Here is a 13,634-nt window from a genome sequence, read left to right as displayed (position 1 = left end):
GAGGCCCATTGCGGGCGGAGCGGCGGAGTCCTACCTTGCCTGCAAAAGGAGTCTGCACATGACCAACCCGTTGCTTGCCGAGTGGAACAGGCCCTTCGGCCTCGCCCCCTTCGACCGCATTTCCGACGAAGATTTCGCCCCGGCCTTCGAGGTGGCGCTGGCGGCGCATCTGGCCGAGATCGAGGCGATCGCCGACAGCCCCGAGGCACCCAGCTTCGCCAATACGATCGAGGCGATGGAGGGCGCGGGCGAGGCGCTCGACAAGGTATTGTCGGTGTTCTTCTCGGTGGCCGGCGCCGACAGCAATCCGGCCCGGCAGGCGCTGCAGCGGGAGTTCTCGCCGAAGCTCGCGGCGCATAGCTCGGCGATCTACTCCAACGAGAGGCTCTTTGCGCGGGTGCGCGATCTCTGGGAGCGGCGCGATGCGCTCGGCCTGTCGGAGGAGGAAGCGCGGGTGCTCATGCTGACCCACCGCGGCTCCGTGCGGGCGGGCGCGGCGCTGACCGGCGAGGAAGCCGAGCGCATGACGGCGGTGAAGTCGCGCCTCGCCGTGCTGGGTACGCAGTTCACCCAGAACCTGCTGAAGGACGAGGCCGATTGGGTCATGCCGCTCTCCGAGGCGGACCTAGAGGGGCTGCCCGGTTTCGTGGTCGACGGCGCCCGCTCGGCGGGGGAGGCCGGAGGGCATGACGGGCCCGTGGTCACCCTCTCGCGCTCGCTGATCGTGCCCTTCCTGCAGTTTTCTCCCCGGCGCGACCTGCGCGAAAAGGCCTGGCGCGCCTGGACCTCGCGCGGCGAGAACGGCGGCGAGACCGACAACCGTGGCATCGCGGCGGAGATCCTCGGGCTGCGCGAAGAGCGGGCGGCATTGCTCGGCTACCCCGATTTCGCCACCTTCAAGCTCGAGACCGAGATGGCGGGCACGCCCGATCGGGTCCGCGAGCTGCTGATGCAGGTCTGGGCGCCGGCCCGCGCCGCTGCCATGGCCGACCAGGCGCAGATGGAGGAGATGCTGCGCGCCGACGGGATCAACGACGACTTCCGCGCCTGGGACTGGCGCTACTATGCCGAGAAGCGTCGCAAGGCGCTGCACGACCTCGATGAGGCCGAGCTGAAGCCCTACCTGCAGCTCGAGCGGATGATCGAGGCGGCCTTCACCTGCTCCAATCGCCTGTTCGGGCTGGAGTTCCGCGAGCTGGATCAGCCGCTCTACCACCCCGATTGCAGGGCCTGGGAAGTGACGCGGAACGGCACGCATCTGGCGGTCTTCATCGGCGACTACTTCGCCCGCGCCTCGAAGCGTTCCGGCGCCTGGTGCTCGGCGATGCAGAGCCAGGCCAAGCGGCCGGTTGAGAAGGCTCCCATCGTCATCAACGTCTGCAACTTCGCCAAGCCGCCGAAGGGCAAGCCGGCGCTGCTCTCCTACGACGATGCGCGCACGCTGTTCCACGAGTTCGGCCACGCGCTGCACCAGATGCTCTCGGACGTGGAGTTCGGCTCGGTCTCGGGCACCTCGGTGGCGCGCGATTTCGTGGAGCTGCCGAGCCAGCTCTACGAGCACTGGCTGGAGGTGCCCGAGGTGCTGGCGGAGTTCGCCACCCACGCCGAGACCGGCGAGGCCATGCCCGAGGCGCTGCTGAACAAGGTGCTGGCGGCGGCGACCTTCGACATGGGCTTCCAGACGGTGGAATACGTGGCCTCGGCGCTGGTCGACCTGGAGTTCCACAGCGGCGTTTCCAGCGATGACCCGATGGCGAAACAGGCCGAGGTGCTGGCCGAGATCGGCATGCCCTCGGCTATCCCCATGCGCCACGCAACGCCGCATTTCGCCCATGTCTTCGCGGGCGACGGCTATTCGTCGGGCTATTACAGCTACATGTGGTCCGAGGTGATGGACGCCGATGCCTTTGCCGCCTTCGAGGAGGCGGGCGGGGCCTTCGACCCTGCCACCGCGTCGAAGCTCGAGAAGTTCATCCTGTCGAAGGGCGGCTCGGTCGAGGCCGAAGAGCTCTACACCGCCTTCCGTGGCCGCATGCCGGGCGTCGAGGCGCTGCTCAAGGGGCGCGGGCTGGCGGCCTGACCTTTTAGAATGCCTCGCGGGTGAGGGTATATCCCTTGGTCGCGAGCAGGTTGAGAATGCCATCGGTGCCGCTCAGATGGGCGGCGCCGAAGGCGGCGACCACGGGGGCGTCGGTCTCTGCCGAAGCCTCCATGAGCACCGGGATCCACGCCTTGTTGCGGGCGGTCAGCAGCTGCGCCTCGGTCTCCTCCATCATCGCGTCGACCTCCTCGGGCGACTCCGGCAGCGCGCGTCGGGCGACCAGCCGCGAGATCACCCAGGTGTCGGCATGGGCCTCTTCGAAATAGGCATCGAACAGCGTGGCGAACTGATCCTCGGCGATATCGGTGTCGAGCAGCCCGGTGCGCAGCATCTCGAGCTGGTCCTCGATCGGTTCGGCGTTGAACAGGCGGAAGACCGTGTCGAAGGGCTCCAGCGCGCGGGTCGGAACCTCGGCGTCCTCGGCCACGTCCTGCAGCTTCATGTCGAGCCCGCTCTTGCCCTTGAGCTGGTCCATGGCGCAGGGCGGGGTGGCGAGCATCATCGACAGGTACCAGGGCTGGAACTTGGCGGCCAGTACGGCGGGGATGCCCCGGTCCTTTGCCGCGGCCGCCAGCGCCTGCCAGGCCGGCTCGGGCAGCAGCTCGGGCAGGGTTGCGCCCGTGAGGGTGAGCATCGTCGGATCCTCGGCCAGCGCCTTCTGCAGGTGCTTTTCCTCGGCGCGGGTCATTTCGAGCAGCAGAAGCCCGGCCTCTTCCACCAGCGGCGTCAGCCGCGACACCGGGCCGTCCAGCCGCGCGTCGCCAAGGTGCATGGTGCCGATGAGGTGGATCACCTTGCCATCCTTCTCGGCGCGCCAGTGGTTGCCCTCGGGGTAGGGGATGGCGGCCAGCATCCGGCTGTGCTCGGCCTGTTCCGCCGGGGTCAGCGCGGCGCGGAGGTCGCTGCCCTGGCAAGCGGCATGCAGGGCGGCGGGCAGGAGCAGGAAAAGCGAAACGAGGAACGGGCGGACCATGCAGACAACCTGGCTGGGAGGGATATTCCCCGCAGGCTAGGGCAGGCGCTTGCCAGCGACAAGCGGCGGGGCGATGGTGGCGGCCATGTTGCGGGAAAGTGAACTCTATGCGCCGGTGAAGGCGCTGCTGCAGGCGCAGGGCTACGAGGTGAAGGGCGAGGTGGGCGCGGCCGACCTCGTGGCGGTGCGCGGCGAGGAAGAGCCGGTCATCGTCGAGTTGAAACTGAAGATCTCGCTGGCGCTGTTCCACCAGGCGCTGGCGCGGCTGCGGGTGTCGGACCTCGTCTACATCGCGGTGCCGAAGCCGAGCGGGCGCACGGCGCGGCGGGCGCTGAATGACAACCTGGCCATGTGCCGCCGGCTGGGCCTCGGGTTCATCACCGTGAAGGACGGCCGCGCCGAGGTGCACTGCGATCCCGGCCCCTACGCGCCGCGCAAGAACAAGGCGAAGCAGGCCAAGCTGCTGCGCGAGTTCCGACGGATCATCGGCGATCCCAACGACGGCGGCGCGACCCGGCACGGCCTCGTCACCGGCTACCGGCAGGACGCCCTGCGCTGCGCCGCCTACCTCGTGGAGGCGGGCGAGAGCCGCGGGCGCGACGTCGCCGAGGCGACCGGGGTGAAGGTGGCGACGCGGCTCATGGCCGACAATCACTACGGCTGGTTCACCCGGGTGCGGGTCGGGGTCTACGCGCTGACCGAGGCCGGGCGCGAGGGGCTGGTGCACTGGGCCGGAAGCTGGGAGGCGGCGGCGGAGTGAGCTTGCCCCGGCGTGCCCGTCAGGTCTTTTTCGGGGCCGGGCGCCCCCCGACCTCGGCCGCCGCCCGGCGCTCGCGTCTGGCCAGCACCCGTTCGCGGTAGAGCGTGTAGAGCCCCGACGCGATGATGATGCCGCAGCCGACGAAGGTCCAGAAATCGGGCAGGTCGGCGAACACCAGGAAGCCGTAGAGCGTGCTCCAGATGATCATCGTGTATTGCACCGGGGCCATCACCACGGCCTGGCCGACATCGAGCCCGCGGATGATCAGGAACTCGCCCAGCCCGGCGGTTGCGGCGATCGCGAGGCACATCGCCATGACGCCAAGCTCGGTCGGCGTCTGCCAGACGAAGACCAGCGGAATCGAGCACAGCAGAAAGGAGGTCAGCGAGGTGTAGGTGACGGTGGTGGCAATGCTGTCCGCCCCGCTCAGGTAGCGCGACAGCAGCTGCCGTGCGGCAAAGCAGAGCGCCGCGATGAAGGCAAATCCGATCGCCGGGTGGAACACCCCCATGCCGGGGCGGATCACCACCAGCATGCCGATGAAGCCAGTGATCACCGCGGCCCAGCGGCGCGGGCCGACAGGCTCCTTCAGCAGAAGGGCGCCGAAGAGCGTGACGATGAACGGCGCGGTGAAGGTCACCGCCGTCGCGTCTGCCAGCCCGACGAAGCGCAGCGACATGACGAAGCAGCCCGCCGAGGCCAGCGCGATCACCCCGCGCAGAAGCTGCAGCACCGGGTGCGGCGTACGCAGGATATGGCCGCCGCGCATCGCCAGGAGCACCATCACGCCGAGGAACAGCCCGGACTGGCGGAACCAGATCACCTGCAGCAGCGGCAGGTGCCCGGTCAGCACCTTGGCCAGCATGTCGGTCAGGCCGAAGCCGAAAAAGCCGAGCGCCATGAACAGGAAGCCGCGCGTGTTGTCATGCGGCGGGGCCTGCAGCGGGGAGGGCGCCGATATCGGCGCATAGGGGATGGCCATTGGGGAAACTCGTCGGGGGCAGGTCGCGATTCTGTGATCTCAGTCAGGTCATCACATTCGGCAAAGAGATGCCATGCCCCGGGAGACGATCTTGAACTGGCGGCTTCGGCTGCACACTTCGCGGGCATGGCTTCGCCGACGCCCCCTGATGTCATGAAATTTTCTCGGAGCGGAGTGTTGACTCAAATCGCGGGCCTGCCTAGCTATGCGTCGTTAGCACTCCACAAGGGTGAGTGCTAACGGCTCCCGGGTCAGACGCCGTCTGGCTATCAGCGGGGGCCTACAGGGACAACCTTTGAGCTATGGAGACTCGAAGATGGCATTCAAACCGCTTCACGACCGCGTGCTGGTTCGCCGCGTTGAGAGCGACGAAAAGACCAAGGGCGGTCTGATCATCCCCGACAGCGCAAAAGAGAAGCCCGCCGAGGGCGTGATCGTTGCCTGCGGTGAAGGTGCGCGCAAGGATTCCGGCGAGCTCATCGCGATGGCCGTGAAATCCGGCGACCGCGTTCTGTTCGGCAAATGGTCCGGCACCGAAGTGACGATCGACGGCGAAGAGCTGCTGATCATGAAGGAATCGGACATCCTCGGCATCACCGAGGCGGCCTGATCCGCTGATCGCTCCGGGCCTGCGGGCCCGATACGCCAGACCTTCAATACAGATTTAGGAGAACTCGCAGATGTCTGCAAAGGACGTGAAGTTCGATACCGACGCCCGCTCGCGCATGCTGAAAGGCGTGAACATCCTCGCCGACGCGGTGAAGGTGACCCTCGGCCCGAAAGGCCGCAACGTTGTGCTCGACAAGTCGTTCGGCGCACCGCGCATCACCAAGGACGGTGTGTCCGTGGCCAAGGAAATCGAACTGGAAGACAAGTTCGAGAACATGGGCGCGCAGATGGTGAAGGAAGTTGCTTCCCGCACCAACGACGAAGCCGGCGACGGCACCACCACCGCGACCGTTCTGGCTCAGGCCATCGTGAAAGAGGGCGTTAAAGCCGTCTCCGCCGGCATGAACCCGATGGACCTTAAGCGCGGCATCGACCTGGCAACCGCCAAGGTCGTCGAAGCCATCAAGGCAGCAGCCCGCCCGGTCAACGACTCCAACGAAGTCGCTCAGGTCGGCACCATCTCGGCGAACGGCGAAGCCGAAATCGGCCGCCAGATCGCAGATGCGATGCAGAAGGTCGGCAACGAGGGTGTCATCACCGTCGAAGAGAACAAGGGCCTCGAGACCGAGACAACCGTCGTTGAAGGCATGCAGTTCGACCGCGGCTACCTGTCGCCGTACTTCGTGACCAACGCCGACAAGATGATCGCAGAGCTCGACGACTGCATGATCCTGCTGCACGAGAAGAAACTCTCGTCGCTGCAGCCGCTGGTTCCGCTGCTCGAGCAGGTGATCCAGTCGCAGAAGCCGCTGCTGATCATCGCTGAAGACGTCGAAGGCGAAGCGCTGGCGACCCTCGTGGTCAACAAGCTGCGCGGCGGCCTGAAGATCGCAGCCGTGAAGGCACCGGGCTTCGGCGATCGCCGCAAGGCCATGCTGCAGGACATCGCGATCCTGACCGGCGGCCAGGTGATCTCGGAAGACCTCGGCATGAAGCTCGAGTCGGTGACCATGGACATGCTTGGCACCGCCAAGACCGTGAACATCACCAAGGACGAGACCACCATCGTCGACGGTCACGGTGACAAGGCCGAGATCGAAGCACGCGTTGCCCAGATCCGCACCCAGATCGAGGAAACCACCTCGGACTACGACCGCGAGAAGCTGCAGGAACGTGTTGCCAAGCTGGCAGGCGGCGTGGCCGTCATCCGCGTCGGCGGCATGACCGAAGTCGAAGTGAAAGAGCGCAAGGACCGTGTGGACGACGCTCTGAACGCGACCCGCGCAGCCGTGCAGGAAGGCATCGTCGTTGGCGGCGGTACCGCTCTGGTTCAAGGCGCCAAGTCGCTCGACGGCCTGACCGGTGCGAACTCCGACCAGAACGCCGGTATCACCATCGTGCGCAAGGCTCTGGAAGCTCCGCTGCGTCAGATCGCAGAGAACGCAGGCGTGGACGGCTCGGTCGTCGCAGGCAAGGTGCGTGAATCGGACGACCTGAAGTTCGGCTACAACGCGCAGACCGACGAATATGGCGACATGTTCAAGTTCGGCGTGATCGACCCCGCGAAGGTCGTGCGTACCGCACTGGAAGACGCAGCTTCGGTTGCCGGCCTGCTGATCACCACCGAAGCGATGGTGGCAGACAAGCCGCAGAAAGACGCGCCGGCCGGCGGCATGCCCGACATGGGCGGCATGGGCGGCATGGGCGGCATGATGTAATCTGCCGGTCCATATGGACGTCTGCCTTCGGGCAGCAGGCGGGGGGCTTCGGCCCCCCGTTTTGCGTTTCGGCAGGGGTGGGGCCGTCCGCCCGGTCCGGCGCCCGGTTGGCCGCGGGCTGACACGCCGGTTGCTGGCTGTTTTCCTTTCCCGGCCAGCGCGCTAGGCTCCGCAGCGACAACCGCGCAAGGAGAGCCGCGATGAAACTGCTGCAGGCCGGGCCGTCGCCCTTTGTCCGCAAGGTGCTCGTCACCCTGCATGAGACGGGCCAGTACGACGAGGTCGAGATGGTCGAGGTCGCCGCCTCGCCGATGGTTCCCGATCCGGCGCTGATCGCCGCCAATCCCGTGGGCAAGATCCCGGCGCTGGTGCGCGCCGACGGGCCGACGCTCTACGACAGCCGGGTGATCTGCCGCTATCTCGATGCCCGCGCCGAGGGCGGGCTCTACCCCGAGAGCCGGATCTGGGACACGCTGACGCTCGAGGCCACCGGTGACGGCATCATGGATGCCGCGGTGCTGATCATCTACGAGGAGCGCTTCCGCCCCCGCGAGCAGGTCTCGATGGAGTGGATCGAGGGGCAATGGGGCAAGGTCAGCCGCGCCCTCGACGCGCTGGAAACGCGCTGGATGAGCCATCTCGCCGGGCGTCTCGACATGGGTCATATCGCCGTGGCCTGCGCGCTCGGCTACCTCGATTTCCGTCACGATGCGCGGAAGTGGCGCGTTGGCCGCCCGGCGCTAGCGGCCTGGTACGACGGCTTCGTCAAACGCGACTCGATGGTGGCCACCGACCCGACGTCCTGAGCGGCTTTGTGGGTCGAAAGTCCCAAAACCCTTGCACGTGGGGCTGCTTGGGCTTAGCTGCCAGCACTCTACGAGATCCCAGCCCGGAAGGACTTTTCCCATGCGGATGCGCGACACCTTCATCAAGCCGATGCACCCCGAAGGGCGCAAGTTCGTCGGCATCTTCGCCGCGATCACCGTGGTGCTGTTCCTGATCTGGGACCCGCTGGGCTGGATCGGCGTCGGGCTGACCGTCTGGTGCTACTACTTCTTCCGCGACCCCGAGCGCGTGGTGCCGCAGCGCCCCGGCTTGCTGGTCTCGCCCGCCGACGGCGTGGTCTCGCTGATCGAGCCTGCCGTCCCGCCCGCCGAGCTGGGCATGCCCGACGTCGCGCTGACCCGCGTGTCGGTCTTCATGTCGGTGTTCAACTGCCACGTGAACCGCACCCCGGCCACCGGAGAGATCGTCTCGGTGGCCTATCGCCCCGGCAAGTTCTTCAACGCCTCGCTCGACAAGGCGTCTGTCGACAACGAGCGCAATGCGCTGCGCATCCGCCTCGAGGACGGGCGGGAGATCGCCGTGGTGCAGATCGCCGGGCTGGTGGCGCGCCGCATCATGTGGTGGGTCAAGGAAGGCGACCGGCTGAACCGCGGCGATCGTTTCGGCCTGATCCGCTTCGGCTCGCGTCTCGATGTCTACCTGCCCGAAGGGGTGGAGCCACAAGTGGCCATCGGCCAGACGATGATCGCGGGCGAGAGCATCATCGCCGACCTGAGCGCCGTGCCGGCCGCAGACCTGGGGAGCCCGCCGAATGAATGACGAGCAACCGATCGAGGACACCAAGCCCCGCGCCACCGACAAGGTGACGCTGATCCAGCTCCTGCCCAACGTGCTGACCGTCGTGGCGATCTGCGCCGGGCTGACGGCGATCCGCTTCGGCCTGCAGGGCTCCTACGAGCTGGCGGTGCAGCTGATCCTGCTGGCCGCGGTGCTCGACGGGCTCGACGGCCGCCTCGCGCGGGCGCTGAAGTCCGAAAGCGGCATGGGCGCCGAGCTCGACAGCCTGGCGGATTTCCTCAACTTCGGCGTCGCGCCGGGGCTGCTGCTCTACACCTGGGCGCTCGAGGACAGCCGCAACTTCGGCTGGATCGCCGTGCTGGTCTTCGCCGTCTGCGCGGTGGTGCGCCTCGCCCGGTTCAACGTCATGCGCAAGTCCGAGGACAAGGACCACGACAACGCCTATTTCACCGGGGTGCCCTCGCCGGCGGGCGCGCTGCTGGCGATGCTGCCGATGTACCTCAGCTTCGGTCTTGGCGCCGGGCCGCTGTTTCCCGACCTCGTGCTGGCCGCCTGGCTGGTTCTGGCGGGCCTGGCGATGATCAGCCGCATTCCGACCTGGTCCTTCAAGACCACCCGGATCTCGCGGCAGAACGTGAAATACGTGCTGGTGGGGGTCGCCTTCCTCGGCGCGGCGGTTCTGACCTATGCGTGGATCACCCTCGCGCTGCTGTGTGCGGCATACGTGGTGGCGGTGGTCATCATGCTTCCGAAGAAGCGGATGCGCGGCAGCGCGTCCAAGTGAGCAAGGAGGCCGGGATGGCCACAGACGAAGAGTGGGTCTACGACGAGGCGAGCGGCGAGTGGAAGCCGGCCTCGGAGGTGGCGGCCGCAGCCGTGGTCGAGGTGCGTGATGCGGCGGGCAACCTGCTGGCCGATGGCGACCAGGTGGTGCTGGTCAAGGATCTCAAGGTGAAGGGCGCGGGCCAGACCCTGAAGCAGGGCACGGTGATCCGCTCGATCCGGCTGACCCACAACCCCGAAGAGATCGACTGCCGCCATGACACGATCAAGGGGTTGGTGCTGCGCACGGAGTTCGTGAAGAAGCGCTGAAGCTGCCCCGCAAACCGGCATCGCCGCATACAAAAAGCGCTCCCCGCGGGGAGCGCTTTGTCGTTTCGGAGCTGGACTCCGGTTCAGAACTTCATCGAGACGCCGACGTTCAGCGCGTTGGTTTTGATGTCGGTCTCCAGCGTGCCACCCTGATCGAGGTCCGCATCCACCCAGGAATAGGTGAACTGGTACTCGCCGTAGACCGACCAGGTGTCGTTGATCGGGTAGCTCATGCCCGCCAGCAGGCGCGCCGAGGGGCCGGTGTACTGGTACTCGAAGGTGTCATCCGTGCCGCCGGTGGTGGCCACCTCGACGTGCGGAACCGCGATGCCGAGACCCGCGCCGACGAAGGGGGTCAGCTTGCCCCAGTGCTCGGGCCAGCGCTGCATGGCGTTGACGGTCAGGATGTTGATGCCATCGGTCATCTCGAGCGTGTCGAAGCCGGCGTCGTCGCGGTCGTCCTCGTTGGCGTAGACCTTGGCGTGGGTGAATTCCAGCGCCCAGCCGAAGGTGTCGGTCTGCCACCAGGTGCCGCGCACACCCCAGTAGGGGGGCATCTCGAAGGACTTGCCGTCCCAGCCCATCAGCTCGTCGTAGCTTTCGCCGGTGCCGGGGAAGTCGCCGGAGATGCGGCTGTGCGGCGCGGTCTGCCAACCCGTGTAGACGGAGGCTTCAAAATCTTGCGCGGCTGCAGCGCCGGCGAGGCCGGTGACACAGAGCGCGGTTGGCAGAATCAGGGCTCTCATGGCCGTGGCTCCCTAGGGTAAAGTTCATTCAAAGTTTCAGGCCTTAACTGCCTAATATCTTCGGTCTGCGGCGCGTTTCAACCGCGACACATCGGCACTCCCGACAATGTAGCTGTTATGTTTGCTTTACGGACGTAGGGTGGGTCGGTAATACAACTGACGGAAATGCTGCGATCTTGCGCGGCCTTATCTGCGTGTCGGCCGGCCGCGAACCCGGCCAATGAGGAATGGAGAAGACCCCGTGTCACAAGCAGAAGAGCACGAAGGCACCCGAAGAGATTTTCTCTTCTACGCCACTGGCGGTGCCGGCGTAGTCGCCACTGGCGCGGCCGTCTGGCCGCTGGTCAACCAGATGAACCCGTCGGCCGACGTCCGGGCCCTTAGCACCATTCGAGTTGACGTGTCCGGAGTGGAGACCGGCACCCAGCTCACGGTGAAATGGCTGGGCAAGCCGGTGTTCATCAGACGCCGGACCGAAACGGAAATCGAAGAGGGCCGCGCGGTCACCATGGACCAGCTCGTCGATGCCGACGCCCGCAACGAGAACATCGCCGCCGGCGCGGATGCATCCGACGCCAACCGCACCCTCGACGAGGCCGGTGAATGGCTGGTGATGATGGGCGTCTGTACGCATCTGGGCTGCGTGCCTCTGGGCAATGCCGGCGATTTCACTGCGGGCGGGGTCGGAGGCTGGTTCTGCCCCTGTCACGGGTCGCACTACGACACCGCCGGTCGCATCCGCAAGGGTCCGGCGCCGCAGAACCTTCACGTTCCCGTGGCTTCCTTCGTGGAAGAGACCACGATTCTGCTGGGCTAAGGGGAGGCGTCCATGGCTGGTATTCCGCACGACCACTACGAACCGAAGACGGGCGGCGAACGCTGGGTGCACAAGCGCCTGCCGATCGTCGGTCTTCTTTACGACACCATCATGATCCCCACGCCCAAGAACCTGAACTGGATGTGGATCTGGGGCATCATCCTGACCTTCTGCCTGGCGCTGCAGATCATCACCGGCATCGTGCTGGTGATGCACTACACGCCGCATGTCGACATGGCCTTCGCCTCGATCGAGCACATCATGCGCGACGTGAACGGCGGCTACATGCTGCGCTACCTGCACATGAACGGCGCCTCGCTGTTCTTCGTCGCGGTCTACGCGCACATCTTCCGCGGGCTCTACTACGGCTCGTACAAGGCCCCGCGCGAGATCACCTGGATCATCGGCATGCTGATCTACCTCGCGATGATGGGCACGGCCTTCATGGGCTACGTGCTTCCCTGGGGGCAGATGTCCTTCTGGGGTGCGACGGTGATCACCGGCCTGTTCGGCGCGATCCCCTTCATCGGCGAGTCGATCCAGACCTGGCTGCTCGGCGGACCGGCGGTGGACAACGCCACGCTGAACCGCTTCTTCTCGCTGCACTACCTGCTGCCCTTCGTGATCGCGGCGCTGGTCGCCGTGCACATCTGGGCCTTCCACACCACGGGCAACAACAACCCCACCGGTGTTGAGGTCCGCCGCACCTCGAAGGCGGATGCCGAGAAGGACACCGTTCCGTTCTGGCCCTACTACGTGATCAAGGACCTCTTCGCCCTGGCGGTGATCCTTGCCGTGTTCTTCGCCATCGTCGGCTTCATGCCGAACTACCTCGGCCACCCCGACAACTACATCGAGGCGAACCCGCTGGCGACGCCGGCGCACATCGTGCCCGAATGGTACTTCCTGCCGTTCTACGCCATCCTGCGCGCCTTCACCTCGGAAGTCTGGGTCGTGCAGATCGCCTCGTTCCTCACGGGCGGCATCGTCGACGCGAAGTTCTTCGGCGTGCTCGCGATGTTCGGCGCGATCATCGCCATGGCGCTTGCGCCCTGGCTTGACACCTCCTCGGTGCGCTCGGGCAAGTACCGCCCGCAGTTCAAGTGGTGGTTCTGGCTGCTGGTGATCGACTTCATCGCGCTGATGTGGCTTGGCGCCATGCCGGCCGAAGAGCCCTACGCCAGCTTCTCGCTGATCGGGGCGGCCTACTGGTTCGGCTATTTCTTCGTGATCCTGCCGCTGCTCGGCATCATCGAGAAGCCGCTGCCGGTGCCGGCGACCATCGAGGAAGACTTCGAGGCGCATCACGGCAAGACCTCGGACGACGGCGCAACCGCCGCCAAGCCGGCCGAGTAAGAGAAAGGACACAAGAGTCATGTTCAAGAAACTTGCCCTTTCCGCCGTCGCGGCCCTGGGTCTCTTCTCCGGCAGCGCCTTTGCTGCCGGCGAGGGCGGCCACGTGGAGGATTTCGCCTTCTCCTTCGAGGGTCCCTTCGGGGCCTACGATCAGGCACAGCTCCAGCGCGGCCTGCAGATCTTCACCGAGGTCTGCTCGGCCTGCCACGGCCTGCGCTACGTGCCGCTGCGCACCCTGGGGGACGAGGGTGGCCCCGGCCTGCCCGAGGACCAGGTGCGCGCCTATGCGGCGCAGAACTTCGAGGTCTACGACGACGCGCTCGAAGATTACCGCCCGGCGACCCCGACCGACCACTTCCCGGTCAACAACGGCGTCGGCGCCCCCGACCTGTCGCTGATGGCCAAGGCGCGTGCGGGCTTCCACGGCCCCTACGGCACCGGCCTGTCGCAGCTCTTCAACGGCATGGGCGGCGCCGAGTACATCGCCTCGATCCTCACCGGCTACACCGGCGAGACCAAGGAAGAGGCGGGTACCACTTTCTACGAGAACCACGCCTTCTCGACCGGCTGGATCGCCATGGCCCCGCCGCTGATGGGCGAGGACGTGGAATTCGCCGACGGTCACTCGAACGAGCTGCACCACGAGGCGCAGGACATCGCGGCCTTCCTGATGTGGACCGCCGAGCCGAAGATGATGGCGCGCAAGCAGGCGGGCTTCGTCGGGGTGCTGTTCCTGACGCTGCTGTCGGTGCTGCTCTACCTGACCAACAAGCGCATCTGGCGCCCGCTTAAGCACAAGGCGGAGTGATCTTCGCGTGATGTGAAACAGAAGGCCCCGCCAATCGGCGGGGCCTTTTGCTTTGGGCGCGACAGCACTTTGCGCGGCTTGCGCTGAA

14 protein-coding genes are annotated in these 13,634 nt (G+C 66.3%); 11 read left to right on the top strand and 3 right to left on the bottom strand.

Annotated elements, in window-relative coordinates; translation table 11 throughout:
* Positions 1 to 58 precede the first annotated feature (58 nt).
* Complete coding sequence (locus LC039_RS05780) at positions 59 to 2,080, top strand: M3 family metallopeptidase (RefSeq protein WP_226622109.1); 2,022 nt, start codon at positions 59 to 61, stop codon at positions 2,078 to 2,080.
* Between the two features lie 4 nt (positions 2,081 to 2,084).
* On the opposite strand, the gene LC039_RS05775 is transcribed toward LC039_RS05780, so the two are convergent.
* Positions 2,085 to 3,074: a TraB/GumN family protein gene (locus LC039_RS05775; RefSeq protein WP_226622108.1), complete on the bottom strand. Its 990-nt coding sequence runs from the start codon at positions 3,072 to 3,074 to the stop codon at positions 2,085 to 2,087.
* A gap of 85 nt (positions 3,075 to 3,159) precedes the next feature.
* On the opposite strand from LC039_RS05775, the gene LC039_RS05770 reads away from it, so the two are divergent.
* Entirely contained in the window at positions 3,160 to 3,834 is a 675-nt protein-coding gene (locus tag LC039_RS05770; protein ID WP_226622107.1) for a DUF2161 domain-containing phosphodiesterase, read from the top strand.
* A gap of 19 nt (positions 3,835 to 3,853) precedes the next feature.
* Here LC039_RS05770 and LC039_RS05765 read toward each other — a convergent pair whose 3' ends face one another.
* The gene (locus LC039_RS05765; protein ID WP_226622106.1) at positions 3,854 to 4,816 is read right to left on the bottom strand and encodes a DMT family transporter; all 963 of its coding nucleotides are present in this window, start codon (positions 4,814 to 4,816) and stop codon (positions 3,854 to 3,856) included.
* A 316-nt stretch (positions 4,817 to 5,132) separates the two neighbouring features.
* Here LC039_RS05765 and LC039_RS05760 point away from each other — a divergent pair, with 316 nt between their 5' ends.
* The 6 genes from LC039_RS05760 (at position 5,133) to LC039_RS05735 (ending at position 9,819) form a co-directional block, all read left to right on the top strand.
* Complete coding sequence (locus tag LC039_RS05760; RefSeq protein ID WP_164184639.1) at positions 5,133 to 5,426, top strand: co-chaperone GroES; 294 nt, start codon at positions 5,133 to 5,135, stop codon at positions 5,424 to 5,426.
* Positions 5,427 to 5,496: 70 nt separating this feature from the next.
* On the top strand, positions 5,497 to 7,143 hold the full coding sequence (groL, locus tag LC039_RS05755) for a chaperonin GroEL (protein WP_226622105.1): 1,647 nt from the start codon (positions 5,497 to 5,499) through the stop codon (positions 7,141 to 7,143).
* A gap of 200 nt (positions 7,144 to 7,343) precedes the next feature.
* Positions 7,344 to 7,949, top strand: a complete 606-nt coding sequence (locus tag LC039_RS05750) for a glutathione S-transferase (protein ID WP_226622103.1) — start codon at positions 7,344 to 7,346, stop codon at positions 7,947 to 7,949.
* A 100-nt stretch (positions 7,950 to 8,049) separates the two neighbouring features.
* On the top strand, positions 8,050 to 8,748 hold the full coding sequence (locus LC039_RS05745) for a phosphatidylserine decarboxylase (RefSeq protein ID WP_226622101.1): 699 nt from the start codon (positions 8,050 to 8,052) through the stop codon (positions 8,746 to 8,748).
* Positions 8,741 to 9,511 (top strand): CDP-diacylglycerol--serine O-phosphatidyltransferase, encoded by a 771-nt coding sequence (gene pssA, locus LC039_RS05740; RefSeq protein ID WP_226622100.1) that lies wholly within the window; start codon positions 8,741 to 8,743, stop codon positions 9,509 to 9,511. Before LC039_RS05745 ends, pssA begins: the two co-directional genes overlap by 8 nt.
* A gap of 14 nt (positions 9,512 to 9,525) precedes the next feature.
* Positions 9,526 to 9,819: an alkylphosphonate utilization protein gene (locus LC039_RS05735; protein ID WP_226622098.1), complete on the top strand. Its 294-nt coding sequence runs from the start codon at positions 9,526 to 9,528 to the stop codon at positions 9,817 to 9,819.
* A gap of 83 nt (positions 9,820 to 9,902) precedes the next feature.
* Here the strand turns inward: LC039_RS05735 and LC039_RS05730 are convergent, their stop codons facing one another.
* The gene (locus LC039_RS05730) at positions 9,903 to 10,565 is read right to left on the bottom strand and encodes an outer membrane protein (RefSeq protein ID WP_226622096.1); all 663 of its coding nucleotides are present in this window, start codon (positions 10,563 to 10,565) and stop codon (positions 9,903 to 9,905) included.
* A 241-nt stretch (positions 10,566 to 10,806) separates the two neighbouring features.
* Between LC039_RS05730 and petA the strand changes: the two genes are divergently transcribed.
* Genes petA through LC039_RS05715 form a run of 3 tightly spaced genes read left to right on the top strand, consistent with a single transcriptional unit; the run spans position 10,807 to position 13,546 of the window.
* The gene (gene petA / locus LC039_RS05725) at positions 10,807 to 11,382 is read left to right on the top strand and encodes a ubiquinol-cytochrome c reductase iron-sulfur subunit (RefSeq protein WP_226622091.1); all 576 of its coding nucleotides are present in this window, start codon (positions 10,807 to 10,809) and stop codon (positions 11,380 to 11,382) included.
* A 12-nt stretch (positions 11,383 to 11,394) separates the two neighbouring features.
* Entirely contained in the window at positions 11,395 to 12,738 is a 1,344-nt protein-coding gene (gene petB, locus LC039_RS05720) for a cytochrome b (protein WP_226622090.1), read from the top strand.
* A gap of 19 nt (positions 12,739 to 12,757) precedes the next feature.
* Positions 12,758 to 13,546, top strand: a complete 789-nt coding sequence (locus LC039_RS05715) for a cytochrome c1 (RefSeq protein ID WP_226622089.1) — start codon at positions 12,758 to 12,760, stop codon at positions 13,544 to 13,546.
* The last annotated feature ends 88 nt before the right edge of the window (positions 13,547 to 13,634 follow it).

It is taken from the genome of Alloyangia pacifica (assembly GCF_020524285.1).
Lineage (GTDB): Bacteria > Pseudomonadota > Alphaproteobacteria > Rhodobacterales > Rhodobacteraceae > Salipiger > Salipiger pacificus_B.
This window is presented reverse-complemented; position numbering and strand designations above follow the sequence as displayed.